Genomic DNA, 25,060 nt, shown 5'->3' with positions numbered 1-25,060 from the left:
CTTACCTTTAATTGGAGGAATTTCTTATGGCTGTAGGTCATTATGATCTTAAGAGAACAAAAAACAAGCAGTATTACTTCAATTTAAAAGCATCGAACGGTGAAGTTATCCTTACCAGTGAAATGTATACCACCAAGGCAGCAGCGAATAAAGGAATTCGTTCTGTCCAAGCAAATTCACCGGCAGAAAAAAACTTCGAAATCAGAGAAAACAAATCTGGCAAGTCTTATTTCGTGCTGAAAGCGAGAAACTATCAAGTTATCGGCATCAGCGAGTCTTTCGATAATGAAGTCGCAGCCAAAAAAAGCATTCAATCTGCGATTAAACACGGTTCTAGCGTCAATGTTCGAGATCTGACAAAGTCAGAATGATATTTTTTCATGATAAACCGCACCTTATCAGTTGAAAGTTATCGTCAATTGATAAGGCGCTCTTCATCGATCACGTTCTTTGTTGATCAATAGAACCAAACGTTTCGTGCTAATAAATTTGTATCCCCAACAAATTAAGCGTTAGAATCCCCGGCCTTATCCTTACTTTTTATAGTGAAAACTCATCTCAACTCAAACCGAGAATTTTTAAACCATGTTTACTCCAGAATTACTTTCCCCTGCCGGTTCGCTGAAAAATATGCGTTATGCTTTTGCCTATGGCGCAGATGCCGTATATGCTGGCCAACCGCGTTACAGCCTGCGTGTTCGCAATAATGAATTTAATCACGAAAATCTGGCACTCGGCATTAAAGAAGCTCATGAACTTGGTAAGCGCTTTTATGTTGTGGTCAATATTGCTCCTCACAATGCCAAATTGAAAACTTTTATCCGCGATCTAAAGCCTGTCATCGAGATGGAACCTGATGCCCTCATTATGTCTGATCCCGGACTGATTATGATGGTTCGTGAAGCTTTTCCTGAAATGGAAATTCATCTTTCCGTTCAAGCTAACGCGGTTAACTGGGCGACAGTAAAATTCTGGCAACAAATGGGGCTGACACGGGTCATTCTTTCCCGTGAACTTTCTCTGGATGAAATTAACGAGATTCACCAGCAGGTTCCCGATATGGAACTGGAAGTTTTCGTACATGGTGCATTGTGTATGGCCTATTCCGGCCGTTGCCTATTATCCGGCTATATTAATAAACGAGATCCCAATCAGGGAACCTGCACTAATGCCTGCCGTTGGGAATATCATGTCCAAGAAGGCAAAGAGGATGATATCGGTAATATTGTGCATATGCATGAACCGATACCGACAAAAAATATCGAGCCAACATTGGGAAAAGGCACACCAACAGATAAAATATTTACGTTCGAAGAAGCAAAACGCCCTGGTGAATATATGTCAGCTTTCGAAGATGAACATGGCACTTACATCATGAATTCCAAAGATTTACGTGCAGTTGAACATGTTGAGCGATTAACTAAAATGGGCGTTCACTCTCTGAAAATTGAAGGACGTACAAAATCCTTCTATTACTGCGCTCGCACAGCACAAGTTTACCGCCGAGCCATTGATGATGCCGTTGCAGGGAAACCTTTTGATCCAACACTGCTAACAACGCTGGAAGGACTTGCTCATCGCGGTTATACCGAAGGATTTTTGCGCCGTCATACCCATGATGCCTATCAGACTTATGAATACGGTTACTCTATATCCGATACCCAACAATTTGTTGGTGAATTTACAGGTGAGCGAGTCAACGGATTGGCTGAAGTTACTGTTAAGAATAAATTCATGATCGGAGACCGCCTCGAATTAATGACACCGTCAGGCAATATCCAGTTTACATTGGAAGCAATGCATGATAAAAAAGGCCAATCAATGGAAGTTGCGCCTGGGGATGGGTATATTGTTTATTTACCAATTCCTAAACAAATTGATATTAATTTCGCCTTATTAATACGTAATCTAAATGGTATTAATTCTCAATATCCTCAAACGAACCGAGACTCAGACAAATAATCATCAATATCCCCTCTTCATGATGATATATTTCTTTTTTTAGAAACAGATCACATCAATACTATTTTATTTACCGTAGTATTGTTGGTGAAAAATAAAAAATTAAAAAAGTTTTGCAGTAAGACTAGGAACCACCTCCTTGGCCGGCTCAATCTCCCTTGAGCTGGCCTTTTCTTTTTTGCTCCGAGAAATAAAATCAACAAGTTACAGAATTCATTTACATGATTAATTAAATAGAGAAATTTAACTATTAAATCAATGAATATTTATAGTAATGTGTTTCTTATACTCTACATATTAATAAGAAAATATTTCTACTTATTGAAATATCACACTATCTAAAGAAATGTAATTAAAATTTTCCACTGTTTAATAATTCAGGAAATCCATCATATTTAGACCAAATATTATACAATTTGATAGAATTAATCAGGTGAAAATTATGAAAACAGATAATTACAATTTACTTATTGTTAAAACTATTAGTTCAACATTTACCTGACTATATCCACTTAATCACCCAAAACGGCTTTTGCTTCATATACCCATAATATAAATAAGGGTAAAATAACCCAATCACCCCAAAGCTGATAAATGACAGCGCAGTATCTGTTGCTCCCTCATAGAAATCCCCTAATAGGAGCTGCTCAGTAAACCAAAAGACCATAAAAACGCATTTTTACACTGGATCAGCATGAAAAATATCATCTAACAATAACATCAAGAAAAATCAGCTTAGCGAGTAACAGTAATAAACAGTCAACCTTCATCTATCAAACTCAGTTTGTATCAACAGGTACAATGACTTTATAAAAAATCGTTTGCAAACAAGTTACTAAAGAGGAAACGTAATAATAAATTATTCTTGGTAAATGGAAGAAACCGAAATATCACCATTCGCAATAGAAACATGAGAAATTTTCCATCTATGACAAAATCAAACGATATTGATGTATTTATCAATCAGCTAATTAATTGATAAATACAAGTCAAAACTAAAAATTTAGTATGATTATTATTCTGTATTATTATCACTTTTACAAAAGAATAAATAACTATATTGACTGTTGCTTACAGGATTATATGAATTTAAAAACATTAACGTCAAAAATGGTTATTTATCATATATAATGTTGTAACATAGTTATAAATAAATTGACAAAATAAAAAATTATTTACATGAATAATTAAAATCAATGCCACTTATACCTAATAGATTTCGAGTTGCAGCGCGGCGGCAAGTGAGCGATGCATCTTGAAATCCATAGGGTATATATTATAAATTAATAAAGAACAATAATGAAAAAATTCATTCCACATTTTTTTGATATTAATAAAGATAAATAATTAAATTTATAAGATATAATCTATATAGGTTAAAAACATTCTCAGCAAAATAAAATACAATTGCTTTTCAAGGCTTTACATAAATAATAATGTATATCCAATCTACGATGAAAACATTTTATTGTTGAATAATAAAAGCAAATGAAATATTAACAAGATCAATAAAGACGATGGGTTTAACTATATTAATATTTCAATTTACCAAAACCTTATCAATGTCAATGCTATCAATACAGTGGAAAATTTATTCTTTATCGGTATTAAATCTCATATACCTAATTTATCTTATTCCAAGAAAACTGTCTGTTAGCAAACGATAAGAATTACGAAAACATATAATCCAACACATAAAAATCTTACGCTTTCTCCCCCATATCCCCTAAAGAATGGTAACGTCACTTTTGCACTAAATAGCCACTTTTCAGGTAATAAAATTCTCTTTAACCTCACACCTGAAGCGATCCACTACCACATCCCTCCCAATATAACTTGTTATCCTAAAAAGGATAAATGACAATCGATAGCATCTTTTCATAACTGGAGTAAGACATGACTGATATCGCTAAGTTGTTAGGCAAAGATGCGGATAGTTTATTGCAACATCGTTGTAGTACCATTCCGAGTGAAAATCTTTATCTGCCAGGCTCAGATTTTGTTGACCGCGTAATGATCGACAATAACCGACCCAATACGGTTCTGCGCTCCATGCAAACCTTGTTAAATCATGGTCGCCTTGCAGGTACGGGTTATTTGTCTATTTTGCCAGTGGATCAAGGTGTAGAACATTCTGCCGCCGCTTCTTTTGCAGCAAACCCTCTCTATTTCGATCCAAAAAATATCGTTGAACTGGCTATTGAAGCCGGCTGTAACTGTGTTGCCTCTACTTATGGCGTGTTATCCGCTGTTTCTCGTCGTTATGCTCATAAGATCCCATTTTTGGTTAAACTGAACCACAATGAAGCACTGAGCTATCCCGCTCAATATGATCAAACTTTATATGCCAGTGTTGAACAAGCATTCGAGATGGGCGCTGTTGCCGTTGGAGCAACAATTTACTTTGGTTCTATTGAATCACGGCGTCAAATTGAGGAAATTTCAGCCGCCTTTAAACGGGCGCATGAATTGGGCATGGTAACGGTATTGTGGGCCTACCTACGTAATTCCGCCTTCAAAAAAGAGGGGGTAGATTATCACTCCAGTGCAGACCTAACAGGCCAGGCTAACCATTTGGCAGCCACTATCGGTGCCGATATCGTTAAACAAAAAATGGCCGAAAATAACGGCGGCTATACGGCGATTGGCTTTGGTCATACCGATAAACGTGTTTACACTAATTTAACTACCGATCATCCTATCGATCTGGTCCGTTATCAGATAGCTAACTGCTACATGGGTCGCGCCGGTATGATTAACTCAGGTGGTGCATCCGGTAATAATGATTTGAGTGACTCCGTTCGTACCGCTGTCATTAATAAACGCGCTGGCGGTATGGGGCTAATCCTCGGCCGTAAGGCGTTCAAAAAATCCATGAAAGAAGGCATTGAACTGATTAATGCAGTTCAAGATGTCTATCTGGATAAGCAAGTCACTATAGCCTAAATCAAGCTTATCGCCGGTGATAATGAATATACCCTTCATCTTTCAAGCTGCTGCTTTGTTGGCGGCTTTCACTCACCCCAGTCACATAGTTATCTATGCTCCTGGGGATTCGTTCACTTGCCGCCGCGCTGCAACTCGAAATCTATTAGGTATAGATCGTAAGTCGCTACCAAAGCTGAGTTATACTGCCCTCACAGCATAAACACCTTACTCTTCTTGTTCATTATCACTTTCTCACCAAATCCCGAAAACGCCAATCATACTCTCACCACCACTGATGAAAATGGTGCACAGGCCCAATTCCTTTTCCTACATCTAACGAGTCCGCTTGTTCTAACGCCGTCTGGAGGTATGATTTGGCAACAGGCAATGTTGTCTGCCAATTCGAATAACGCGGACGTAAAGCGGCCAGTGCAGCGGAGAGCGTACACCCTGTACCATGTGTATGACGAGTATTAATTCTGGGCGCAGTAAAACGCCATTCTCCCTCAACAGTAAATAGCCAATCAGGGCTTTCATGTTCTGTAAGGTGCCCGCCTTTCAGTAAAACGGCTTCGCATCCTAGCGATAATAATTCACGCCCTTGTTTTTGCATCTCCGTTTCGGTTTTTGCTACAGGGCATTTCAATATCGCTGCGGCTTCCGGCAAATTTGGGGTAATCAACGAAGTCTTCGGTAATAATCGTTCAACAACCTCGGAAACCGCTTCCGACGCCAGCAACGGATCGCCACTTTTCGCAATCATTACCGTATCCAATACAACATAAGGAACGGAATAACGACTTATTGCGTCGGCAACAACGGCAACGTTGGCTGCATTAGATAACATGCCTATCTTAGCGCTATCAATTCTGATATCTGACAACACAGATTCAAGCTGTGCCGCAACAAAAGTAGGATCGATATCATAAATAGATTGCACACCACAGGTATTTTGCGCAACAAGCGCCGTCATTACTGTTGTGCCATAAGCACCAAGTGCAGAGAAAGTTTTTAGGTCGGCTTGAATGCCAGCACCACCACTAGGATCAGTACCAGCAATTGTCAGTGAATTGATTCTTATCATAGGTACTCCTTCCAACCAGCAAAAGAAAAGCAAGTATCAGGAAAAAGACACCTCGACTTCCCTACGCTGGCATTATCCAGATCAGGTATTACGGGTCCATCTCAGCTCAGCGAAGAGCGCCCCGAGTCAAAACAAAAACACCCTATCAGATAACTAACAGGGTGATATTGGTATATACCCGTTATCTTTCAAGTTGCCTCTTTGTTGGCTGCTCTCACTCACCCCGGTCACATAGTTATCTATGCTCCCGGGGATTCGCTCCCTTGCCGTCGCGATGCATCTTGAAATCCATTGGGTATATCATTGTTGCCAATAAAAAAATCAAACAGACAACAAATTTACTTCGTCAATCCAAAATGATTGACAAAAAGAAGTTATGCTGCAGTAACGTTTGCCGCAGAAGGACCTTTCTGACCGTCCTGAATTTCAAACTCAACTTTTTGACCTTCGGCCAGAGTTTTAAAACCCTCGCTCTGAATAGCACTGAAATGTACAAACACATCTTTGCTACCATCAGCCGGAGTAATAAAACCAAAACCTTTAGATTCGTTGAACCACTTTACAGTACCAGTGATTTTTGCCATTTTAAGAATTTCCTTTGGATCACTTAATTCTAATTCGCCGTTCGGCGCAACATAAAAACTAGAGCAAGTTGCTGCTATTAACAGAACCCTATAACAGAACCATACCTCGTTTACCCGAACGATTTATCACATATTCTTAATATGATGGCAAGCCATTTTTTATCAGCTATGGAGCTAACGCACATATTTAAAATTCTTAACAACAATTATTGTTTAACATAGCTGCAAAAATTTGAAAACCCAAGGTTATCCTAATTAGCTTACAGTTTATCCACTCAACAAAACCCCAGATAACATAAATAACTCTAATTTATTTTGACTATCTTATTATTGGATTTTTTATATCGATAGTATGTCCATAGAGACCAATCTCTACAGTTTGTAGTGAAAAAAATCAACACACTTCCAATATTAGTCAACTAAAATATCAGTATTAAATATACCCAGTTAATACCTATCACATCTTAATATTAATTTTTTGTTTAACTTTTATTGAAAATAGCAAGAGTAGAATTCCTGAATTTAGATGTTTGTCATATTTTACGTGATACAGAGGATCTTCCCAATTTATGTCGTCGGGAAATTGGAGCAATAAATAATGAAGTTTGATTTAACCGCAGCCTGTACCCTATCAGCTACTCTTTTAGTCTCATCTGGGACAGTGTTTGCAACAACGGCAGATATTACTAACAAATCATTAACAACCACTGAATCCCACACACTGATCAGTTATGGCAACAATTCAGGCAGTTTATGGGAAAAATTCAGCAATAATGTCGCTCTCACTTGGGATGAACCCAACAATGAACTTTATCTGCCGGTAATTACTTGGCATAACAGACATACCTACGATAAGGAGAAAACCGATAAATATAATGAGCGCCCCTGGGGTTTCGGCTATGGTAAATATCGTTACGACGAAGACAATGATTGGCATTCCCTTTATGCAATGGCTTTTATGGATTCTCATAACCGTTTGGAACCCATCGTTGGTTATGGATTTCAGAAGATGTGGATACCCGGTGATTTAGATGGTTTCCGAATGGGAATTGGTTTCACTCTGAGCGTTACAGCTCGTCATGATTATTATTATGTCCCTATTCCACTCCCATTACCGTTATTCTCCATAGAATATGATCGGTTATCGCTTCAAGGAACGTACATTCCCGGCACATATAACAACGGTAATGTACTCTTCGCTTGGTTACGTTGGCAGTGGTAACCGGATAAAAAATACCAGGCTGCGTAACATCAGCCTGGTATTTTTATAGTGATAATCCAGGTATATGTTATCCCTGCTCCTCTGTTTTCATTTTATCACGGCGGGAATGGGACATTAAAAACCCAATCCATAACACCCCCACCCAGAATGGCATCAGGATGACTGAAATACGGATGCTATCCATCATCAAAATAATGACAAGTATAAAGGCAAGGAAAACCAGACACAGATAATTACCGAATGGATACCAAAATGCCTTAAATGATGGCTCTATCCCCTGTTTAACTTTTTCTGCCCGGAATTTTAAATGCGCCATACAGATCATGACCCAATTAATCACCAACGTTGTTACCACCAACGCCATTAATAACTCAAATGCTTTACCCGGCATCACATAATTGATCAATACGCCAATGGACGTTGCCAAAGCAGATATAACAATAGCTCTGATAGGAACACCACTCTCATTAACTCTTTTCAACATCCCAGGAGCATTGCCTTGTTTTGCTAAACCGTACAGCATTCGACTGTTGCAATACACACCGCTGTTATAAACGGATAATGCAGCAGTCAGGACAACAATATTCAGAACGTTAGCCACCCAGAAACTATCCAGGTTGTGAAAAATCATAACAAATGGGCTTTCACCTTCAACGACATTGCCCCATGGATAAAGCGACAACAACACGGTCAGAGAACCGATATAGAAAATCAATATTCTGTATACCACCTGATTGGTAGCCTTAGGAATACTAATACGTGGATTTTCCGCTTCTGCTGCGGTAATACCCACCAGTTCCAACCCACCAAAAGAGAACATGATTACAGCCATTGCCATAATAAGGCTGGAGATCCCATTAGGCATAAAGCCGCCATGCTGCCAAAGGTTAGTAATACTGGCTTGGGGTCCGCCGTTTCCGCTGACTAACAGGTAAGCACCAAAAACAATCATACAGATAATTGCGGTCACTTTAATGATGGAAAACCAAAATTCTGTTTCACCATATAACCGGACATTAATTAAATTTACCGTATTGATTAAAACAAAGAAAACGGTTGCAGAAACCCAAGTTGGAATATCAGGCCACCAATAGTGGATATACATTCCCACAGCCGTTAATTCAGCCATTCCGACCAGAGTAAACATCGCCCAGTAATTCCAGCCTGATAAAAACCCGGGAAAATCGCCCCAATATTTATACGCAAAATGACTAAACGACCCCGCTACAGGCTCCTCGACTACCATCTCTCCTAGCTGACGCATAATCAGAAATGCAATAAAGCCTGCGATAGCGTATCCTAAAATTACAGAGGGACCTGCCATTTTTATGGTTTGTGCAATACCGAGAAACAACCCAGTCCCAACAGACCCCCCCAAAGCAATAAGTTGAATATGCCGGTTTTTTAAACCGCGTTTAAGTGTTGACCGCTGCGATTGTCCTGCCATCTTGTCCTCTTGATACAACTTCTATCTTGTTATTTGTGGGAAAACAACCGCTTCCCCTTATCTGCTTTACTGCCTATCTCAATAGGGCTATTTTATTTGCCCTTCTTTGCCATAAAGAGCAAACCTGGGCAGTGCTCAGACAAAAGCGTTAGCTTTTGAACGCACTTTAGTGCGGCCCGTAGGGCGAGCGAAGCAGATCATCCTCACATACTACGTGTACGCTCCGGTTTTTCCGCGCTGTCCGTGTTCACTGTTCATTGATAAGAACGGCCTGCAACAATTACGCCTATTGGACTGGCACTTAATTCAAAGCAGACAAAACACTAGCTTTAAAGGGTGGATATTGAAGATATATGTTAGCACAGATATATGACGGGAAAATGGCTGATGAGTATCAGCAACTAATCAGAAAGGCAGATATCGAGTCACAGAACAAATACCTGAATCAAATTGTTCCCCCTGATCACAATAGCTATCCAAAGCTAACAGGTACAAGAACAGACATATTCCAAGTAATACTAAGATTGCAATGGTTTTTTTTATGTCCAATTCTATTTCCTTCAAGTTCGGTCAGAACGCAATACGTTAAGAATAAAGTTGGGAAATGATATTTTACAACAATGAAACAAGAAAAATATTCATCCTGTGCTTTCATTGTGAAAAAATCGTACCGGCAACAGTATGCATGCTAACAATGTAATCAGAACGCATTTAAACAAATACTAACTATGTGGATTCTATTCACTATAACAAAAAAATCAATTGTCACATTCAGTTACAATTTAAATCGTTATGTCAAGGCTTTGTCATCTTTAGAAAAAGTTGTGTATACTTCCTTTCACTTTCAACCAGAACAAAATTGTTAATGCCACAGGATAATCACTTAGCACTTGTATGCGCTCTCAGCAAATGGATTGAGAATCACCTTGGCCGGGTAATCCACTTGGAAGAACTGGCAACTTACTCCGGTTACTCGCTTTGGCACATGCAGAAAATATTCAAGGAAGTCACCGGAATTTCTCTTGGTAAATATATCCGCCAGCGACGCCTGGCCGGCGCTGTTCATCTTTTAAGAAACAGCACTTTGCCTATTTTTGATATCGCCCTGGATTTCGGCTTTGGTTCTCAGTCTCATTTCACTTACATGTTCCGCAAAGAGTATGGCATCACTCCCTATGATTTTCGGCAGAATCCAGAGATTGAGCTCGAAGTTAAATTACCTCTGCATTTCACTACTAACCGTTCATGACGCGATAACCAGAGAACAACATTGAAACGGGCAAATACCCAACAAATGCAACTGTGCTTTCCGGTGAAAGGCAATCCGGTGAAAAACAAAGAACTTCAACCTTTGCGTTCCGACCTTTTATTTGATGCCAGACACAATACTTCCCTTAACAAGGCTCTCTGGGTTTCATGGTTAGATGGACAGAGAGCTCTGTCGAATTTTTTAACGGCACTTGGTTTCCGTTAACATGAATTTGAAAAAACGGACAAACCTGATGCCAGTACCTTTAATATTTCATCCCTGATATCCTGATTCAATGGGCATCATCTGGTTTTCGTCGCTAACCAACAAACAATTGATCCTACGGTCACCATTAGCACGCCTTGCCAAAATGAAAAAGAGAGTACAGTGCTAAGAAACAATGATGAAAAAGCCGTAGATATAATCGGCGTGAAATAAGATAGTGTAGCCAATAATGCAACATGTCCCCTGATGATCGCAACGGTCCAGGCGGCATTCGCCACCCCCATAACCGCTCCAGCAAACAATAATATGCTAACGCTACGTAGGTTTATCACCATTTCAGGAGGAGATGTGAAAAAATATTGAATCCATAATGCAAAAGCCGTCAGGATAAAAAATAACGACATGCCATTCTTACCTGCCGCCATTATTTTTGTAATGTTACAATACACCGCCCAAATAATTGCTCCCGCAAAAGCCAGCCCATAGCTTAATGGGTTGCTTTGGATATTTCCTACCATCTGTCTGAGTGACCAGCCATTATCACCACTCATCACCCAACCGATCCCCAGAATAGACAATAATAAACCAGGATATAACCACCCGTTCACTTTCTGCCTATTAATAATCACTGCGAGTAAAACAGTAAAACCTGGCCATAGGTAGTTAACCATACCCAACTCAATTGCTTGAGCACGATTATTAGCAAAGCCTAGTGCAAGTGATAAACAGATTTCATAACTGACAAATAACAAACTGCCAAGCCACAAATAGACTCTGGGAAAGGCGCTAATTTTTGGGAAGCCTATTAGCAGAATCAGAAAAATTGATCCAACAGTATAAATCAGTGCTGCTCCACCTACAGGCCCAAAATCTTCACTCACATTTCTTATCAACCCAACGATTGTACTCCACAATACAATCGCCAATATTCCGTACAAAGTCGCTTTGTGTTGTTCTATCCTTGTTTTCACCTCTATTCCCATATCTATTCTTATTCTCGCTCTTTGTCATACTGAATCAAATAAATCAGTACCAGAATGATAGTGACAAAAAAATGGAAAGCACTAGATACACCGTTCCACTGTTTAGACATCCACATGCCAAACCATTCGCCACCAATTGACATAAATGCCATCTGCCAAGTCAAGAATCCCAAGGTCAGACCCGCTATCGCAATCGCTTTCTTTTTATTAAAGATAGCAGCATTAGATTTTAAATTTACCAGTAAATGAATACCGCCAATCCAACATAACACCGCTGTTAAAGTTTCTAAAGAAATAATGACAATATAACCAATGTGGTGTAGCAACGGTGAATGAATTGCACGATAGGTAATAGTCGTATCTGGGAAAATGGTATCCATCATTAATACATGCTGTACAAATGCGAAATTAGTCGCATAATCTGTAATATTGCCAAAGGCAGCTAATGTCGCAAACAAAGCTATTGCAAAAATCATCAAAGTTTTAGATAAGCGAATAATCATTTGTCAAGTTCTCAAAGAATGGTATACGTACCAAAAAGATCATAAAGAACACAAACTATCATATAATTTAACAATCATCACCTTATTTCAACATATTTAATCTTAAAATTACGTTTAAAATATTCTCATCTAATATCTGATTGATATTTTTCTGTTCATACCATCATTAGATCAGTTATTATCTGATCCATTGTTATTTACTTGACTATTATTTATGGACGATTCTCCAGTTAGTGCAATAAAAAGCTATTTCAGTCAAACATTGAGTAGAAAAGATTATATTATTAGTTCTATTAAAATAGTGGTTATTTTTGGAATATTAATCTTTCTCTCTGGTTACCTAGCAGAAAACAATTATGCCGCCCATATGCAATATGAATTATCTGTGTGGCTGTACATGATCTCCATTGGCTTATGGGCAATGTGTTCCTTCGCTACGATTTACTATTTAATCATGAAAACTGCCTATAGATTCAATGATATAGGGCTATATGGCTGGTTAATCTCTATTTTTATCTATCTGTGCGGTGTGTTACCAAACTATTTTTCTGACAAAATAATAATGTATTCACCACTTATCAGCCTAATTGGGATTATTCTTGCGTTTATTCTGCCAAGAGGAAAAAATCATAATAAAGAGTAATATTTTTTCCATATCTCAAAAATTTCATTTAATCTGACTATTACTTAAGATAGTAATAGTCATTATAAAATAAAGCGACGATTATTTATATATACTGAATATTTTATTACTTAGCCATAACCTTACTTCTTTCGCTATAGAAATAATAATGAAAGCGACTTGGTGTTAAAACAGTGATAACAGGAAAGATATGACCAATAACTGGCGAGATAATCTGTAATTACAGGTTAAAACAAAGTGAAGACAAATTCGAAGAGTGGACCATGAAAATCTACAGAGTTGATGAGAGGAATCATGCCATAAAAATCACTCTGATAAAGTTTTTTCTATGGCACGATCTCACACGATACGGCGGCAAACTAAAATACTACAAAACACTAAAACTACTTTTTATATTTCTCAACCAGAGCCAGAGCTATTGACTCAGTTTGTGCATCAGGATTACCACTGATGTCATCTGGTCTGAAATGCATCTGGAATGCACTGATGGTCTTACGGGTTTCTTCATCAAGCACACCGGTTTGTGGAATGGTATAGCCATATTTAGCCAATGTCTTCTGGATTAATTCAACAGAAGCACCATCATTCCATTTTCTGCCAGCCATATATTTTTCAACGGTTGCATCTTCAGGCCATGCACCGATACCTTGCTCTGCTAAACTCTTCCAAGGGAAAAGTTTACCTGGATCATACTTTCTCAAAGGCGCGATATCACTGTGACCAATGACATTAATAGGTTCAATGCCATAACGTTGAATAATATCTTTCGCTAAACGTGTTAATAGATCGATCTGCTGCTCATTAAACGGATACCACTCTCTCTCAAGTAGCATTTCCGTAAATCCTTTATTAACAATTTCAATGCCAATCGAAGTGTCATTCAAGTCTTTCCGACCATTCCATCCACTGACGCCAGCATGCCATGCTCTCTTATCTTCAGGAACCAGTTGCAGAACAACAGGCTTTCCTCTCACATAATTTGGTAACGATGGCAGCAAATAATGAGCACTGACACCGCCCTTAGTGAGTATACGCAAAGAATCTTTATCATCGACAGCGGTATAGTGGAACACCAAAAACCTTACTCTGTCATTTTGCCCTTGTGAAGGAAAAGAGCTATCAACTTTATAAGTGCCCCGATCTTCCAGGCTGGAACACCCCGCCAATAGCATAAATAAGCCAACCAATATGATCTTCTTCATCATTTCCCTGTCCCACCTATTAATTGAAAGAAAGATAATAACACAAAGAAATCAAATGACTACAAAATAAATTTTATGTTTTACATGATTTTTTTATAAAATAATCAGTCTTGTTCTTGACATAGAGCACAAGTGAAAGATGCCTTATTCCCATAACTTAGATGGAAATAAGGCAAGAATAACAAATGAAACGTGAAAGGCTATCAGCCGCTGGTTGTTAAAGAGTACTAACCATACTTTGTTCTAGCATTTCACTTGTGACTAGCAACTTGGTTCGATTTGGCAAAACTTGCCGTTTCTTCCCAAATACCAACTTCGACCTTTTTCTGAATTTCAGGATACTGATTAATATCAAATATCGGTAACTTACCGACACGTCTCTGTTGGTTGTAATCTTTTGCGAGTTTAAATGCGACGCCAGAAAGCAACAAAATAGCGGTCAGATTGGTAATTGCCATCAATGCCATAGACAAATCAGCCATTTTCCAAACTAAAGGCAATTCAGCTAACGCACCAAACATCACCATACCCAACACCGCCAGACGTAAGATCATTAAGCCCGCAGTATGATTACGTTCAAGGAATACAATATTGCTTTCAGCATAAGCATAATTCGCAATGATTGATGTGAATGCGAAAAAGAAGATAGCCAGTGCAATAAATTCAGATCCCCAATCACCAACAGCGGAAGACAATGCCCGCTGAGTCAATTCTATTCCACTTATTCCCGAAATATTGCCATCAAGCACACCCGATGACAGGATGATAACAGCGGTAGCACTACAGATAACCAGAGTATCCATAAAGACACCTAGCATTTGCACATAACCCTGAGATGCCGGATGAGGAGGATATGGAGAAGCGGCAGCGGCAGCATTGGGTGCTGATCCCATCCCGGCTTCATTTGAAAACAGACCGCGTTGAACACCTTGTGTCATCGCCTGTGCAACACCATAACCAACGGTTCCCGCAACCGCTTCCTGCAAACCGAATGCGCTTTTGAAAATCAATGCAAACACTTCCGGCATGCGTTCAAAGTTATGCCCGACGACCCAGAACGCCAAGATCAGATAAGCTATCGCCATAAAAGGGACAACCAACTCTGCAACCCGAGCAATAGAGCGCAAGCCGCCAAAAATAATGGCCCCACTAAGAATCACTAAACCGATGCCGACATACAAAGGATCGAAATTAAATGCGAAAGCAGCAGCCTGAACAATGGAATTTGCCTGAACAGCATTAAATACCAGACCAAAAGCAATAATAAGAAATATGGAGAACATCACACCCATCCAGCGTACTCCAAGCCCCTTTTCCATATAGTAGGCCGGACCACCGCGGTAATTCCCCTTATCGTCTTTTGTCTTGTACAGCTGGGCAAGTGTACTCTCAATAAAAGAGGTTGCCATTCCAATCAGAGCAACTATCCACATCCAAAAAATGGCGCCAGGCCCACCAGCCGTTAAAGCGATTGCCACACCAGTAAGGTTACCAGTACCAACCCGTGCAGCTAAGCTGGTGCACAGAGCCTGGAATGATGAAATCCCTGCACTGTCAGATTTTTTACTGTTTTTCAAAACTGAAAACATGTGCCCAAAATGGCGAATCTGTATAAAACCTGTACGTATAGTGAAGTAAATACCCGCCCCAAGAAGAAGATAAATCAATACGGAGCCCCAAAGGATACTGTTAAAAAAGCTAATTAGTTCCGTCAAGATATTTTTCCCCTTAAATTAGTAAACCCAGTCTGACCATAAAATCGTATCCGGCAGAATTCATTGCGCTTAATATGCCTTTATAATTAACAAGTAACACAATGCTGTATAAAAAAACACAGAGATACTGGTCAGGAAAACGCTATGAATGTAACACAAGTTTGAAATTGATGTATAATGTTTACTGACCTTTTTACATTATCCATCAGATTAAATGAATGTTTGGCGTACTGTTTTTGACTGAGAGTTAATAGATATGTCATTCAATCGACTATTGCCCGTCAGTCACTTCATACACTTTTGGCTATGCCTCCTACCCGTAATTCACAACAAGCTACATATATGAAACCCGTTACTTTACTCTTTACCCACACAATCACTCACACAAGTAAAAGAAGTTCTATCAATGGACCGCTTTTTAGTTAAATCAACAACCAATTAATATCAAGAAAAAAAATTCAAAAATAAGATATTGTGATTAATTTTGTGAGCAGATTATCAGCTTTAACAAAAAGATCATCATTAATTTAGAAAATTTCGCATAGTGACACTTATCACATAACACATTAAAAATCAAAAAGATAAAAAACTCTCTTATCGGATCACAATGCAATATCAACACATATACTCAATGTGGGAAATATCATCCCAATAGATAACATAACATGCAAAAAACTAATAAACATCTCAACCTATATCTGACATTTATCTGTAGACTTCCTCAATCACAAGAACAAATGATATTTTTCTCTTAGCTATTTGTGTTAAGTTATCATTAACATTAGAAAATTTTTAACAAATATTCTCCACTTCTTTATTTGATTATAACGAATACATTTCTGCTTATTTTTCTATTCTCTGAATACCTTCAAATATATATAATCGTTCCCACTATTCCATTCTCTATAAGATGATTGTCCAATATTTCCACAAACGGATTAAAATAACAATAAAGCTGATATAATAAGATCCTTTTTTTATAAAAGATCGAGCGGTACTTTGATTACCTGCCAGATAGACCAAACCTTTTATAAGGTTTGTAGAAAATTTGTTGAATAAGCAACAGAATTTTAAGTAAATCGGGTACACTGCAAACCAAAGTCATTAGAATGATATTACCACTTTAAATTACCCTAAGACTGGATACTACGAGCACAGGTTTCTTGGATAAATCCCAAAAACACAAGACTTAACTTTGACAATTCACCGTGATGGTCAGTTAGAGACAGCTTAACCCAAATCACACCTATCATTTTGTTACAATAACTCGTTGAATACCTATACCCTATGGATTCCAAGATGTATCGCGACGGCAAGGGAGCGAATCCCCTGGAGCATAGCGAACTATGTGACCGGGGTGAGTGAGTGCAGCCAACAAAGAGGCAACTTGAAAGATAACGGGTATATAAACATCAAAATCCTCTCAACACAGTTAGATGATTAATCGCCATCTCATTAGGCTATAAAAACAACAGGCTTAACCCAACTATACATAGTTAAAATCAACTTTTACTTTACATTATTTTAACATTATGTTTTAATTTCTTTAAAATATTATTTCATAATAAAACTATATTGTAAAAAATATGAAAAAACTTCTCTCATATGCAACATAAAACTGGATCTTTTATTATCTACTGCTAATATTTTCATTTGTTATCTTTTACAAAAAAAATATGTTTATGAAGTTAATATTGTATAAATATCTCACTTTTATTCTAAATGCATAATTTAAACAATATACGTTGAGGTTATGAATGATGTTAAGAAGAAAAAGGAAGAATCCCACTGATAACAATTTACCTATAAGAGTCTATCGTGGGAGATCTAAATATGAATATCACCCTCCATCAGGAGGTTCAATATCCATTTGTTGTTTAAGTTCACCATTATCTGTCGTTTGGGAGGAATATGAAAAAATTCTTAATAAGGAAAAACAATAACTAAATAATAACATTTCAAATATTATACAGTAAGTACTTTATTTACAGTTATAAAACCAGCGGGAGAACAAACTCCCGTTAGCGGTTTTTGCCTAAATACACCAACAATAAAGATTTTTACACGCTATTAAATTAACTATCCAGTTTTAACTTCTCATATCTACTTATCATTTATCAAACCAAGCTGATCATCCAATTCCTTCTCAAGATAGGAATCTTAAGCTCCAGCCCAGCGGCAATCCGTCATTTTTGTGAGCAATCGGCCCACCTTTAAACGAGCTTTTACGCGGTTCTGAACTGCTCTCCAAAAGCTGATCATCCGGGCAAAGAAATTCAGCACAGCTCAGACCATTTCAGTATGAGCTGGAACATATCGTAGCAAAAGACGATGACAAGGAGGAAAAAGTGATAAATGAAAGAATGAGTTAGCAGTAACTTGCGATATTTTGCAAGTTACTGGATAACAGCAGCCGCCTTAAAAATATACTCTTTGAATAGCAACGCCAGCGCCGCAGCAATAATAAACCATTGGAGTCGATCAAATTTACCTTCAAGTTTATCAAAACGTTTATCTATAGATTCAAAACGCTTATCCATAACATCGAAATGTTTATCAATAGATTCGAAGCGTCTATCTATTAATTCGAATCGCTTATCAATAGATTCAAAGCGTTTATCAAGTGACGCAAAGTTAGCCTCAGTCTCACGGCGCAGATTATCAACACTCTCCTGAGTTGCAAGATATTGTATATTCTGCCCTCAAATGAATGCAGTTTTCCGCCACTATTTTTAAGAATTTTACAGCAAAAATTCCTGTAAATTCAGAAAACCCCACGGAGCATTCGCTACCGTGAAGTTTTCACAAGATGACGGATTACATATGCTGAATAATCGCGTCACCAAATTCGCTACATTTCAATAGCTTGGCACCTTCCATCAGACGTTCGAAATCATAAGTCACCGTCTTCGCGGCAATCGCACCTTCCATACCTTTAACGATCAGATCTGCTGCTTCTGTCCAGCCCATATGGCGCAACATCATCTCAGCGGAAAGAATCACAGAACCTGGGTTCACCTTATCCTGACCGGCATATTTAGGTGCTGTACCATGAGTTGCTTCAAACAGAGCACATTCATCACCGATGTTTGCTCCCGGAGCAATACCAATACCACCAACCTGAGCAGCCAGTGCATCAGAAATATAGTCACCATTCAGGTTCATACAGGCGATAACATCATATTCAGCAGGACGCAACAAAATCTGTTGTAAAAACGCATCTGCGATGACATCTTTAACAATGATTTCTTTACCGTTTTTCGGATTCTTAATTTTCACCCAAGGACCGCCATCCAACAGTTCACCGCCGAACTCTTCACGAGCAAGCTGATAACCCCAGTCTTTGAAAGCACCTTCGGTGAACTTCATAATGTTGCCTTTATGAACCAGAGTGACAGATTCACGGTCATTGTCAATTGCGTATTCGATGGCAGCACGAACCAGACGTTTAGTGCCCTCCTCAGAGCAGGGTTTCACACCGATACCACATTGCTGTGGGAAACGGATTTTATTTACGCCCATCTCTTCTTGCAGGAATTTGATCACTTTATCCGCTTCGACAGACCCCGCTTTCCATTCAATACCGGCGTAAATATCTTCCGCGTTTTCACGGAAAATAACCATATCGGTCAATTCAGGTTGTTTGACCGGGCTTGGCGTTCCCTGGTAGTAACGAACAGGACGAAGGCAAACATACAGATCTAATTGCTGACGCAATGCTACGTTCAGAGAACGAATACCACCGCCAACCGGCGTGGTCAGAGGACCTTTAATGGCGACGCGATATTCACGGATCAGATCCAACGTTTCATCCGGCAACCAAACATCTTTACCGTATACATGAGTCGATTTTTCACCGGTGTAGATTTCCATCCAGGAAATTTTACGCTCACCCTGATAGGCTTTCTGAACCGCTGCATCGACCACTTTCAACATTGCAGGGGTAACATCGACACCAATCCCATCCCCTTCGATATAAGGGATGACCGGGTTATTCGGAACAACCAGTTTACCTTTAGCGTCGACTGTTATTTTTTTACCTTCCGCCGGAATAACTACTTTGCTTTCCATTAACCTCTCCTTTCAAGTAAGCGTAATACCTTGTTAATTTTTTGTAAGGGACGTGTCAATACTACTTGAATATTCTGCGAACGCCAATTGATAGCAGACTAATGTATAATACCCCTTCCATTTTATTCAGTGATCTATGATGACAAATTTCTCTATTAAAAAACACAAACTTAACCGATTCAGCCAAAGAAAAATATCACATTCTGTCAAAAAACCAACAGTACCTCGTCGAGTGCTGATATTTAACAAACCTTACGATGTTTTACCCCAGTTCACTGATGAAATGGGCAGAACAACACTAAAGGACTTTATCCCATTCCCCAATGTGTATGCTGCCGGGCGTTTAGATCGTGACAGTGAAGGATTATTAATTCTAACCAATGACGGCAAACTTCAAGCACAGCTAACCCAACCAAATAAAAAAACAGCCAAAGTTTATTATGTGCAAGTTGAAGGCGTTCCAGATGAAATCTCTCTCGATAAGTTACGCAAAGGCATCATATTAAAAGATGGGCCTACCCTACCCGCAGGTGTCGAGTTAGTTCATGAACCGACATGGCTCTGGAGTCGCCATCCACCCATTCGTGAACGTAAAAATATCCCGGTAAGCTGGTTAAAAATAACACTTCATGAAGGCCGAAATCGTCAAGTGCGCAGAATGACAGCACATATCGGTTTTCCTACACTTCGGCTAATTCGTTTTAATATGGGAAACTTACAATTAGGCAAGATGAAACCCGGTGAATGGAAGGAAATCAATTTTGTTTAGCCCCCACATCACAGTTGCCTGTGTTGTCCATGCCCAGAATAAATTCCTGGTAGTTGAAGAGACAATTAATGGCAAAGCATTATGGAATCAACCCGCTGGTCATCTTGAGGCTGGTGAAACATTGTTACAAGCAGCGGAACGCGAATTATGGGAAGAAGCCGGTATTCAGGCTAAGCCGCAAGCACTGCTGAAAGTTCATCAGTGGGTTGCACCAGACGGCACCCCTTTTATCCGTTTTCTGTTTCTGGTTGAAATGGAACAACAAACAGTGACCCACCCACAAGACCGTGATATTGACTGTTGCCATTGGGTTACAGCAGAACAAATATTCAGTAGCCATTATCTTCGTTCTCCACTTGTCGCAGAAAGTATTCACTGTTACCTGCAAAACGAAAAACATCCTCTCACCCTACTGGATAGTTATGTTTCTCCGTTTATTTAATAACAAAACAGTGATACGTTTAATGCACCCCGATTTGCAACGTGTTAAAATACGGCGCTTGTTTTTTTCTCCAGTGAGATTCCCATGTCAGATAACAGCCAGAAAAAAGTCATTGTCGGCATGTCCGGCGGTGTAGATTCCTCCGTTTCCGCCTATTTGCTACAACAGCAAGGTTATCAAGTGGCTGGCTTGTTCATGAAGAATTGGGAAGAGGACGATAATGAAGAGTACTGTTCAGCCGCGACTGATCTGGCTGATGCCCAATCCGTTTGCAATAAGTTGAGCATCGAGCTTCATACCGTCAATTTTGCTGCCGAATATTGGGATAATGTTTTCGAGCATTTTCTTTCTGAATATAGAGCGGGCAGAACACCTAACCCAGATATTCTATGTAATAAAGAAATTAAGTTTAAAGCATTTCTGGAATTCGCTGCTGAGGATTTAGGCGCGGATTACATCGCAACAGGTCATTATGTCCGCCGCAAGGATATTAACGGTAAAAGCCAATTATGGCGTGGGCTGGATGACAATAAAGACCAAAGCTACTTCTTATACACGCTGAGCCACCAACAAATTGCTCAAAGCCTATTTCCGGTCGGTGAACTGGAAAAACCGGAGGTCCGTCGTATCGCTGAAAAAATCGGTCTGGTGACGGCAAAGAAAAAAGATTCCACCGGTATCTGTTTTATTGGTGAGCGCAAATTCCGTGATTTCCTTGGCCGTTATTTACCTACCAAACCTGGCCCAATTATGACAGTAGATGGAGAAACCCTCGGTGAACATCAGGGGCTGATGTACCATACGCTGGGGCAACGTAAAGGTTTAGGGATCGGTGGAACGAAAGAAGGCAGCGAAGAGCCGTGGTATGTCATAGATAAAGACGTTCAGGACAACATCCTGATCGTGGCACAGGGGCATGAACACCCCCGTTTAATGTCTACCGGCCTTATTGCTCAGCAACTTCACTGGGTTGACAGACAGGCATTAACTGAAGAAATCCATTGCGTCGTCAAAACACGTTATCGTCAGCAAGATATTCCTTGCACTGTCACCCCCATAAACAAAGATAAAATAGAAGTCCGTTTTGCTAACCCTGTCGCCGCAGTCACCCCTGGCCAATCAGCCGTCTTTTATCAGGGTGAAGTTTGTCTTGGCGGTGGAGTGATCGAACAACGTTTGCAGGAGTAATTGTGGCAAAGAATTATTACAACATTACGCTAGCGCTGGCGGGAATTTGCCAGTCAGGTCGCTTGGTACAACAACTTTCTCATGAAAACCAGTGTGATACTGATGCTGTTGCAACTATGGTTAATAGCATTTTAAACACCAACCCGGCATCCGTTTTAGATGTGTTCGGCAATCATGAACGCAATCTGAAAATTGGGCTGAACGCAATGCTAGGGATGTTTAATAGCTCTAACAATGGTATTTCTGCCGATCTTACCCGCTATATCTTGAGTCTGATAGCACTGGAGCGCCGACTAAATAAAAATCAGGCAGCTTCCGATGCACTGGCTAACCGTATCAGTTTACTAGAACGCCAACAGGCACATTTCGAACCCATGTCAGAAGGGATGCTCAACGCGTTGGCCGGTATTTATGTCGATGTTATCAGCCCATTAGGTCCACGTATCCAAGTGACAGGTTCCCCTGATATTCTGCGCAATCCACTTGTACAAGCGAAAATCCGGGCTATTCTACTGGCTGGCGTCCGTTGTGCGGTCTTATGGCAACAAGTTGGCGGCGGTCGTTTGCAATTAATGTTTTCTCGTCAACGCCTGATCCAACAGGCGAAAGATATTCTTTCTCATTGTTAAATAAAATCCGGGAGTTGCTACCAATGGAATTATCCTCACTGACTGCTGTTTCTCCGATCGATGGCCGTTACGGCGATAAAGTCAGCGTATTACGTACTATTTTTAGTGAGTTTGGCTTACTGAAATTCCGCGTGCAGGTTGAAGTACGTTGGCTGCAAAAACTGGCAGAATGTGCTGAAATTAAAGAAGTTCCCGCATTTGATACAGACGCAAACGCTTACCTGAATGAAATTATCGCAAATTTCAATGAACAAGATGCAATGCGTATTAAAACTATCGAACGCACCACTAACCACGATGTCAAAGCAGTGGAATATTTTCTGAAAGAGAAAGTTGCACATATTCCTGCACTACATCAAGTTTCTGAGTTTATTCACTTTGCCTGTACTTCTGAAGATATTAACAATCTAGCTCATGCTCTGATGCTACAAACAGCCCGTGAAGAAGTACTTTTACCACAATGGCGCCAGATGATTAATACCATCAAAAAAATGGCGAGTGAATATCGAGACTTACCACTGTTATCTCGCACTCACGGCCAACCAGCCACACCGTCCACGGTTGGTAAAGAGTTTGCCAATGTTGCTCACCGGATGGAACGCCAGTATCGTCAACTGGAACAAGTTGAAATACTCGGCAAAACTAATGGCGCCGTGGGTAACTATAATGCCCATATAGCCGCTTACCCACAGGTTGATTGGCATCAGTTTAGTGAAACTTTTGTGACTTCACTCGGCATCAAATGGAATCCATACACGACCCAAATCGAACCCCATGATTATATTGCCGAATTGTTCGATACCATCGCCCGTTTCAACACGATTCTGATCGATTTTGACCGTGACATTTGGGGTTACATTGCGCTTAACCATTTCAAACAGAAAACGGTTGCCGGTGAAATCGGTTCTTCCACTATGCCACACAAAGTCAATCCAATTGATTTTGAAAACTCGGAGGGCAACCTGGGGCTGGCAAACGCGGTATTTGGTCATTTAGCAAGCAAGTTACCGATTTCCCGTTGGCAGCGTGATCTGACTGATTCAACCGTATTACGTAACCTTGGTGTTGGTCTGGGATATGCTCTGATCGCTTATCAAGCTACGATGAAAGGCTTAAATAAGTTGGAAGTCAATGAACAGCACCTGCTGGATGAGCTAGATCAAAACTGGGAAGTGCTTGCTGAACCTATCCAGACAGTAATGCGGCGTTATAGTATTGAAAAACCTTATGAAAAACTCAAAGAACTTACCCGTGGTAAACGTGTCAATGCTGAAGGGATGAAAACCTTTATTGATGGACTGGATTTACCGGAAGAAGAGAAAACACGCCTGAAAGCCATGACGCCAGCAAATTATATTGGCCGTGCAATTACACTGGTTGATGAATTGAAATAGTTGATATTCAACAGACGGATAAAATATCCGTCTCAGACCGCTGACAAACCTCGTCGAAAATAACGAGGTTTTTTCTTTTATCATGAATAATAATACTACAATGTTAATCCAATAACAAAAACATGAAATATATTAGAACATTTAACAGAATTAACCGTATTAAATAAATTAGCAGAAAAAAGTTCAAAAAAGTTCAAAAAGCATTAAATAAATAAGTGTTGTATTTAATACCATTAACAGAGAGTTGAAAAGAAATCAGTATATAAAAGAATATTATCTGAATAAATGAGCATTCAAGAGCTTTCTAGCTGTTATTTTACGAAGTAAGCCATAAAGAAATGGAGTATGCCAATCAATCATTGGCGGCTGGCTATGAGCCGTTTTATGATTGAGTTCGGTGATCGTCTGGACGGTCGCTTATAATCCGGTGCAATTACACAGAATAATGTACAGGCTCGTTATTTAAGTATATTGCCTGATTAACCTATTCAATATTTTTATTTTTTTTACAGGGTATATAAGCATTAATAAATGCTAATTATTTTTCTCATTTTTCACTAATAGCTTTATGATGGGCAGATTTTAAATCTGTTATTAAAATCTATTTTTTAACTAGTATAATACGGTTTTAACCGTTGTTTTTACTGCTTTTAACACTTACTTTTTATTAAGTTTAATCATCATGGCATATTGTGTTTTATATTTAATCAACGTTAATCATACTCTCTTTATCTTTACTGACGCTGTTTTACTGGCAATCCTGAGCAGTTTTCACAAGTTACCCTCCTTTATTTTATCTTTATATACCTAATAGATTTCG

The 25,060-nt window shown here is 39.3% G+C and carries 21 protein-coding genes and 1 riboswitch; of the genes, 11 read left to right on the top strand and 10 right to left on the bottom strand.

Features of this window, described 5'->3' with window-relative positions:
- Window positions 1–26: 26 nt before the first annotated feature.
- From KZ793_RS02260 to fbaB, 3 genes are all read left to right on the top strand, one after another.
- Window positions 27–371, top strand: coding sequence for a YegP family protein (locus tag KZ793_RS02260; RefSeq protein WP_225813128.1), 345 nt, complete (start codon window positions 27–29; stop codon window positions 369–371).
- A 214-nt stretch (window positions 372–585) separates the two neighbouring features.
- A complete protein-coding gene (gene trhP, locus KZ793_RS02255; RefSeq protein WP_225813127.1) occupies window positions 586–1,962 on the top strand; it encodes a prephenate-dependent tRNA uridine(34) hydroxylase TrhP in 1,377 nt (458 codons plus the stop codon).
- A 1,896-nt stretch (window positions 1,963–3,858) separates the two neighbouring features.
- Complete coding sequence (gene fbaB / locus KZ793_RS02250; protein WP_225813122.1) at window positions 3,859–4,908, top strand: class I fructose-bisphosphate aldolase; 1,050 nt, start codon at window positions 3,859–3,861, stop codon at window positions 4,906–4,908.
- 265 nt (window positions 4,909–5,173) lie between these two features.
- Here fbaB and thiD read toward each other — a convergent pair whose 3' ends face one another.
- Both thiD and cspE read right to left on the bottom strand, forming a co-directional pair.
- Window positions 5,174–5,974, bottom strand: coding sequence for a bifunctional hydroxymethylpyrimidine kinase/phosphomethylpyrimidine kinase (gene thiD / locus KZ793_RS02245; RefSeq protein WP_225813120.1), 801 nt, complete (start codon window positions 5,972–5,974; stop codon window positions 5,174–5,176).
- A 41-nt stretch (window positions 5,975–6,015) separates the two neighbouring features.
- Window positions 6,016–6,108, bottom strand: a riboswitch (TPP riboswitch).
- A gap of 240 nt (window positions 6,109–6,348) precedes the next feature.
- On the bottom strand, window positions 6,349–6,558 hold the full coding sequence (gene cspE, locus KZ793_RS02240) for a transcription antiterminator/RNA stability regulator CspE (protein ID WP_011147003.1): 210 nt from the start codon (window positions 6,556–6,558) through the stop codon (window positions 6,349–6,351).
- A 598-nt stretch (window positions 6,559–7,156) separates the two neighbouring features.
- On the opposite strand from cspE, the gene pagP reads away from it, so the two are divergent.
- On the top strand, window positions 7,157–7,780 hold the full coding sequence (pagP, locus tag KZ793_RS02235) for a lipid IV(A) palmitoyltransferase PagP (RefSeq protein ID WP_225813118.1): 624 nt from the start codon (window positions 7,157–7,159) through the stop codon (window positions 7,778–7,780).
- A 67-nt stretch (window positions 7,781–7,847) separates the two neighbouring features.
- On the opposite strand, the gene KZ793_RS02230 is transcribed toward pagP, so the two are convergent.
- Window positions 7,848–9,227 (bottom strand): amino acid permease, encoded by a 1,380-nt coding sequence (locus KZ793_RS02230; protein WP_225813116.1) that lies wholly within the window; start codon window positions 9,225–9,227, stop codon window positions 7,848–7,850.
- A 405-nt stretch (window positions 9,228–9,632) separates the two neighbouring features.
- Complete coding sequence (locus KZ793_RS23055) at window positions 9,633–9,776, bottom strand: PhoP/PhoQ regulator MgrB (RefSeq protein ID WP_112877748.1); 144 nt, start codon at window positions 9,774–9,776, stop codon at window positions 9,633–9,635.
- Window positions 9,777–10,092: 316 nt separating this feature from the next.
- Here KZ793_RS23055 and KZ793_RS02220 point away from each other — a divergent pair, with 316 nt between their 5' ends.
- Window positions 10,093–10,476 carry a helix-turn-helix domain-containing protein gene (locus KZ793_RS02220; protein WP_225813115.1) on the top strand — a complete coding sequence of 128 codons (384 nt, stop codon included), beginning with the start codon at window positions 10,093–10,095 and terminating at the stop codon, window positions 10,474–10,476.
- 302 nt (window positions 10,477–10,778) lie between these two features.
- Here the strand turns inward: KZ793_RS02220 and yddG are convergent, their stop codons facing one another.
- Both yddG and KZ793_RS02210 read right to left on the bottom strand, forming a co-directional pair.
- Window positions 10,779–11,684, bottom strand: coding sequence for an aromatic amino acid DMT transporter YddG (gene yddG / locus KZ793_RS02215; protein WP_255619127.1), 906 nt, complete (start codon window positions 11,682–11,684; stop codon window positions 10,779–10,781).
- 8 nt (window positions 11,685–11,692) lie between these two features.
- Window positions 11,693–12,187: a DUF2165 family protein gene (locus tag KZ793_RS02210; RefSeq protein ID WP_225813113.1), complete on the bottom strand. Its 495-nt coding sequence runs from the start codon at window positions 12,185–12,187 to the stop codon at window positions 11,693–11,695.
- Between the two features lie 214 nt (window positions 12,188–12,401).
- On the opposite strand from KZ793_RS02210, the gene KZ793_RS02205 reads away from it, so the two are divergent.
- Window positions 12,402–12,830, top strand: coding sequence for a DUF805 domain-containing protein (locus KZ793_RS02205; RefSeq protein WP_225813112.1), 429 nt, complete (start codon window positions 12,402–12,404; stop codon window positions 12,828–12,830).
- A 383-nt stretch (window positions 12,831–13,213) separates the two neighbouring features.
- Here KZ793_RS02205 and KZ793_RS02200 read toward each other — a convergent pair whose 3' ends face one another.
- The 4 genes from KZ793_RS02200 to icd form a co-directional block, all read right to left on the bottom strand.
- Complete coding sequence (locus KZ793_RS02200) at window positions 13,214–14,032, bottom strand: N-acetylmuramoyl-L-alanine amidase (protein WP_225813392.1); 819 nt, start codon at window positions 14,030–14,032, stop codon at window positions 13,214–13,216.
- 251 nt (window positions 14,033–14,283) lie between these two features.
- Window positions 14,284–15,747 (bottom strand): alanine/glycine:cation symporter family protein, encoded by a 1,464-nt coding sequence (locus KZ793_RS02195; protein WP_225813110.1) that lies wholly within the window; start codon window positions 15,745–15,747, stop codon window positions 14,284–14,286.
- A gap of 2,396 nt (window positions 15,748–18,143) precedes the next feature.
- Complete coding sequence (locus tag KZ793_RS02190) at window positions 18,144–18,287, bottom strand: hypothetical protein (RefSeq protein ID WP_225813108.1); 144 nt, start codon at window positions 18,285–18,287, stop codon at window positions 18,144–18,146.
- Window positions 18,288–18,564: 277 nt separating this feature from the next.
- Window positions 18,565–19,818 (bottom strand): NADP-dependent isocitrate dehydrogenase, encoded by a 1,254-nt coding sequence (icd, locus tag KZ793_RS02185; protein WP_011147021.1) that lies wholly within the window; start codon window positions 19,816–19,818, stop codon window positions 18,565–18,567.
- 139 nt (window positions 19,819–19,957) lie between these two features.
- Between icd and rluE the strand changes: the two genes are divergently transcribed.
- The 5 genes from rluE to purB all read left to right on the top strand — a co-directional run bounded on the left by rluE (window position 19,958) and on the right by purB (window position 24,240).
- Window positions 19,958–20,587 carry a 23S rRNA pseudouridine(2457) synthase RluE gene (gene rluE / locus KZ793_RS02180; protein WP_225813106.1) on the top strand — a complete coding sequence of 210 codons (630 nt, stop codon included), beginning with the start codon at window positions 19,958–19,960 and terminating at the stop codon, window positions 20,585–20,587.
- Window positions 20,580–21,029: an NUDIX domain-containing protein gene (locus KZ793_RS02175; protein ID WP_225813105.1), complete on the top strand. Its 450-nt coding sequence runs from the start codon at window positions 20,580–20,582 to the stop codon at window positions 21,027–21,029. Before rluE ends, KZ793_RS02175 begins: the two co-directional genes overlap by 8 nt.
- An 84-nt stretch (window positions 21,030–21,113) precedes the next feature.
- On the top strand, window positions 21,114–22,217 hold the full coding sequence (gene mnmA, locus KZ793_RS02170) for a tRNA 2-thiouridine(34) synthase MnmA (RefSeq protein ID WP_225813103.1): 1,104 nt from the start codon (window positions 21,114–21,116) through the stop codon (window positions 22,215–22,217).
- A gap of 2 nt (window positions 22,218–22,219) precedes the next feature.
- The gene (gene hflD / locus KZ793_RS02165; protein ID WP_225813102.1) at window positions 22,220–22,846 is read left to right on the top strand and encodes a high frequency lysogenization protein HflD; all 627 of its coding nucleotides are present in this window, start codon (window positions 22,220–22,222) and stop codon (window positions 22,844–22,846) included.
- A gap of 23 nt (window positions 22,847–22,869) precedes the next feature.
- Window positions 22,870–24,240 carry an adenylosuccinate lyase gene (purB, locus tag KZ793_RS02160; RefSeq protein WP_225813100.1) on the top strand — a complete coding sequence of 457 codons (1,371 nt, stop codon included), beginning with the start codon at window positions 22,870–22,872 and terminating at the stop codon, window positions 24,238–24,240.
- Window positions 24,241–25,060 lie beyond the last annotated feature (820 nt).

This window comes from Photorhabdus antumapuensis (genome assembly GCF_020387775.1).
GTDB lineage: Bacteria > Pseudomonadota > Gammaproteobacteria > Enterobacterales > Enterobacteriaceae > Photorhabdus > Photorhabdus antumapuensis.
This window is presented reverse-complemented; position numbering and strand designations above follow the sequence as displayed.

Excerpts from the sequence above, each read along its gene's own strand:
- yddG (WP_255619127.1), bottom strand. The coding sequence starts at position 11,684 with ATGGGAATAGAGGTGAAAACAAGGATAGAACAACACAAAGCGACTTTG.
- KZ793_RS02205 (WP_225813112.1), top strand. The coding sequence starts at position 12,402 with ATGGACGATTCTCCAGTTAGTGCAATAAAAAGCTATTTCAGTCAAACA.
- rluE (WP_225813106.1), top strand. The coding sequence starts at position 19,958 with ATGACAAATTTCTCTATTAAAAAACACAAACTTAACCGATTCAGCCAA.
- KZ793_RS02210 (WP_225813113.1), bottom strand. The coding sequence starts at position 12,187 with ATGATTATTCGCTTATCTAAAACTTTGATGATTTTTGCAATAGCTTTG.
- cspE (WP_011147003.1), bottom strand. The coding sequence starts at position 6,558 with ATGGCAAAAATCACTGGTACTGTAAAGTGGTTCAACGAATCTAAAGGT.
- KZ793_RS02220 (WP_225813115.1), top strand. The coding sequence starts at position 10,093 with ATGCCACAGGATAATCACTTAGCACTTGTATGCGCTCTCAGCAAATGG.
- KZ793_RS02260 (WP_225813128.1), top strand. The coding sequence starts at position 27 with ATGGCTGTAGGTCATTATGATCTTAAGAGAACAAAAAACAAGCAGTAT.
- KZ793_RS02230 (WP_225813116.1), bottom strand. The coding sequence starts at position 9,227 with ATGGCAGGACAATCGCAGCGGTCAACACTTAAACGCGGTTTAAAAAAC.
- thiD (WP_225813120.1), bottom strand. The coding sequence starts at position 5,974 with ATGATAAGAATCAATTCACTGACAATTGCTGGTACTGATCCTAGTGGT.
- KZ793_RS02190 (WP_225813108.1), bottom strand. The coding sequence starts at position 18,287 with ATGGATAAGCGTTTTGAATCTATAGATAAACGTTTTGATAAACTTGAA.
- pagP (WP_225813118.1), top strand. The coding sequence starts at position 7,157 with ATGAAGTTTGATTTAACCGCAGCCTGTACCCTATCAGCTACTCTTTTA.
- fbaB (WP_225813122.1), top strand. The coding sequence starts at position 3,859 with ATGACTGATATCGCTAAGTTGTTAGGCAAAGATGCGGATAGTTTATTG.
- trhP (WP_225813127.1), top strand. The coding sequence starts at position 586 with ATGTTTACTCCAGAATTACTTTCCCCTGCCGGTTCGCTGAAAAATATG.
- icd (WP_011147021.1), bottom strand. The coding sequence starts at position 19,818 with ATGGAAAGCAAAGTAGTTATTCCGGCGGAAGGTAAAAAAATAACAGTC.
- purB (WP_225813100.1), top strand. The coding sequence starts at position 22,870 with ATGGAATTATCCTCACTGACTGCTGTTTCTCCGATCGATGGCCGTTAC.
- mnmA (WP_225813103.1), top strand. The coding sequence starts at position 21,114 with ATGTCAGATAACAGCCAGAAAAAAGTCATTGTCGGCATGTCCGGCGGT.
- KZ793_RS02200 (WP_225813392.1), bottom strand. The coding sequence starts at position 14,032 with ATGAAGAAGATCATATTGGTTGGCTTATTTATGCTATTGGCGGGGTGT.